Genomic DNA, 2652 nt, shown 5'->3' with positions numbered 1-2652 from the left:
ATCTTGAAATGCTGAATACAGTGTATGCAGTGACCCAAAAAATGCAGGATGGCAGCCAGAATCCGCCGGACTACTTTGCGGAGATGCAGGAGGCCTTTAATGCTATTGATAGCGCGCATGTGAAGGTTGGCGCGTTATATACCGAACTGGGCGCTCGTCAGAACAACCTGACCCTGCTAAACGATATTCACGGCGATAATGGCGTGGTGAATGACACGGTGATCAACAGCCTGACAACGTTGAATATGGCTGAGGCGAGTATTGATCTGGCCCGTCTTTACAATGCAACAGTGGGTGCGCAGAAAAGCTATACCCGAATCCAGCAGCTTTCGCTGTTCTCACTGATTTAAGATAATCACATGATACCGATCACTCATCGTGCCGGGGCAGGAACCCCGGCAACGGCCAATACGGCCGTCAGTAAGACGCAGGTCTCTGCTGCCCCGCTTAACGCGGTCAGTGCGCCATCCGGCGTACATTCGGCCCGGAAAGCGGCAGCTGCTTTTCCTGATCGTCCGTTAATTTCCTCAGAACCACTGCGCTATAACGTACAGCTTAATCAGCAACTGACCGCGGTTCAGCAGGCGGATGAATTCCTGCTGGAAACTGAGAAAAAGGTTCTGCAGCTGAACCATCTCATTACACGTCGTGCCGTGGCGAGTGAGATTGCCAGCCAGGCGGAAATCCTGCAAAAATTGCTGGCAAAACGTGAGCAGCTTTCCGCAGGAACAGTGGACAGACAGCTGCAACTTAGCCTGCAAAATAAACCGTCGGTTAACTTCAGCCTGCAGGATGGGGCGGCATTACTGTATAACGCACAGCCAGAATTGCTGACCTTTTCGCTGGCAGGTCGCCAGCGCTCGATCAGTGCGGCAGAACTGGATGGCACCTCGCCGCAGCAAAACCTGCTGCGCCTTAACCAGGCTCTGGGAAAGTGGGGCATTCACGGTCAGCTCAACGGCAGACAGTTGAATTTCCAGGTGGGTGAGGATCGCTGGGCAGAGGTCGGTCAGCATCTCAGCGTGCAGGGGGGCGGTGAGCGCTATCCGCAGGGGCAGTTTTATCCTCTTAAGCCACAAAGAGAAAGCGGTCTGGAAGAGACGTTGCAACAACTGGTACGCACGCCGGCAAGTGCAGGGGCATTGCTTGGCAGCCTTGAGCAATCGCTGGAGACGGTGACCCGACAGCGACGTCATCTGCAGGCGACCCGTAACCTGGTTCAGCAGCGCATTGACAGCATGGCCACCTTTAAACATGGCGAGACTTCGGCACTGCAGGTATCAGAAGATCTGTCAGCCCGACTGCGTCATGCGGACTTTAGCGGCATGTCGCAGGCGCTGGCAGGCCAGGCAAATGTTCGGGGCGCGCGGGTGCGTAACGTATTGGCCGTGGGGTAATCGCTTGAGGAGGGCTAAGACAGTGCCACTGTAAAAGGCGATGTTCAGGCGATTATTTCACTTTTTTTCAACTTTTTTCTCGGTGCGCTTAACTTTCTCCCTGTTCCTGTCGCTTATCTCTGGTACTGGAAACGGAATCGCGGTGATTCCTCAAGGAGCAAATAAACATGGCATTATCTATCTTCACTAGCGCAGCAGGAATGAGTTCTACCAATGCGATGAACAAGTCAACAAGTAGCCTGAATACTGCGATGCAGCGTCTGGGTACGGGTCTTCGTATTAACTCTGCAGCTGATGATGCAGCTGGCCTGCAAATCGCAACTCGTCTGCAAGCACAGTCTAACGGTATGGGCGTGGCTAAGCAGAACATTGCTAAAGCAACTTCCATGCTGCAGACCGCAGAAGGGGCTTTTGATGAAGTGAACAACATCCTGTATCGCATGAAGGATCTGGCGACTCAGGCTGCAGATGATACTAACGGAGAGGATGACCGTACGGCCATTGGCGCTGAGTACAAAGAGCTGAATGCTGAGCTGGAAAACATCATGAGCAACACCTCTTACGGTACAGAGAAACTGCTGTCCTCTGTCAGCGGTTCAGTCTCAGGCAAACTGATGAGCCTCATGCAGTTCCAGATCGGTGCCAGCACCGATGAAACACTGAAAGTCGATTTCTCAACGGAGATGGGAAAAACGACCGGCTCACTGAAAACCCTGCTTTCGTCTGATCTGACTTCAGCAACGGGTGGTAACGCAGCGATTGACAGCCTGAACACGGCAATCAAAGACGTGGGGTCTATGCGCTCCTCTCTGGGTGCCAACATCAACCGTCTGGGCCACACTGGCGCTAACCTGGCCAACATGCAGGATAACACCAACCTTAACCTGGGCATTATTCGTGATGCTGACTTCGCTTCCGAAGCGACCAATATGACGCGCAATCAGATGCTGACGCAGTCAAGCCAGGCCATGCTTAAGCAGGCTAATGGCATGAGCCAGATGGTGCTGGGCATGTTGGGTTAATCCCTCTTCCTTGAACTGAAAAAACACCGCTCACGTAGCGGTGTTTTTGTTTCCGCAAGCGGAAACGGATATTTCCGCATCAGGCGGAAAGCCGGGTTCTCGTCTCATTCTAACTTAATGATAAATAATAAATTTAAAAGTTGGCATGAGTATTGCTTTGAGAAAGTGAAATAGTCTACTTCCGCCATGCAAAACGCAGGCGAACGGGAGGTCATAATGAGTTGGTTAGATAG

2 protein-coding genes and 1 pseudogene are annotated in these 2652 nt (G+C 52.3%); all 3 read left to right on the top strand.

The window, feature by feature from the left end; genetic code table 11:
* A pseudogene (locus WH277_RS00795) lies at window positions 1–350 on the top strand (hypothetical protein); the annotation flags it as partial.
* A 9-nt stretch (window positions 351–359) separates the two neighbouring features.
* The gene (locus tag WH277_RS00790; protein ID WP_339456195.1) at window positions 360–1397 is read left to right on the top strand and encodes a hypothetical protein; all 1038 of its coding nucleotides are present in this window, start codon (window positions 360–362) and stop codon (window positions 1395–1397) included.
* 167 nt (window positions 1398–1564) lie between these two features.
* Window positions 1565–2419 carry a flagellin N-terminal helical domain-containing protein gene (locus WH277_RS00785; RefSeq protein ID WP_339456197.1) on the top strand — a complete coding sequence of 285 codons (855 nt, stop codon included), beginning with the start codon at window positions 1565–1567 and terminating at the stop codon, window positions 2417–2419.
* Window positions 2420–2652 lie beyond the last annotated feature (233 nt).

It is taken from the genome of Erwinia sp. MYb416, assembly GCF_037479575.1.
GTDB lineage: Bacteria > Pseudomonadota > Gammaproteobacteria > Enterobacterales > Enterobacteriaceae > Erwinia > Erwinia rhapontici.
The sequence above is the reverse complement of the archived record's forward strand: the minus strand, read 5'-3'. Positions and strand labels throughout refer to the sequence as shown.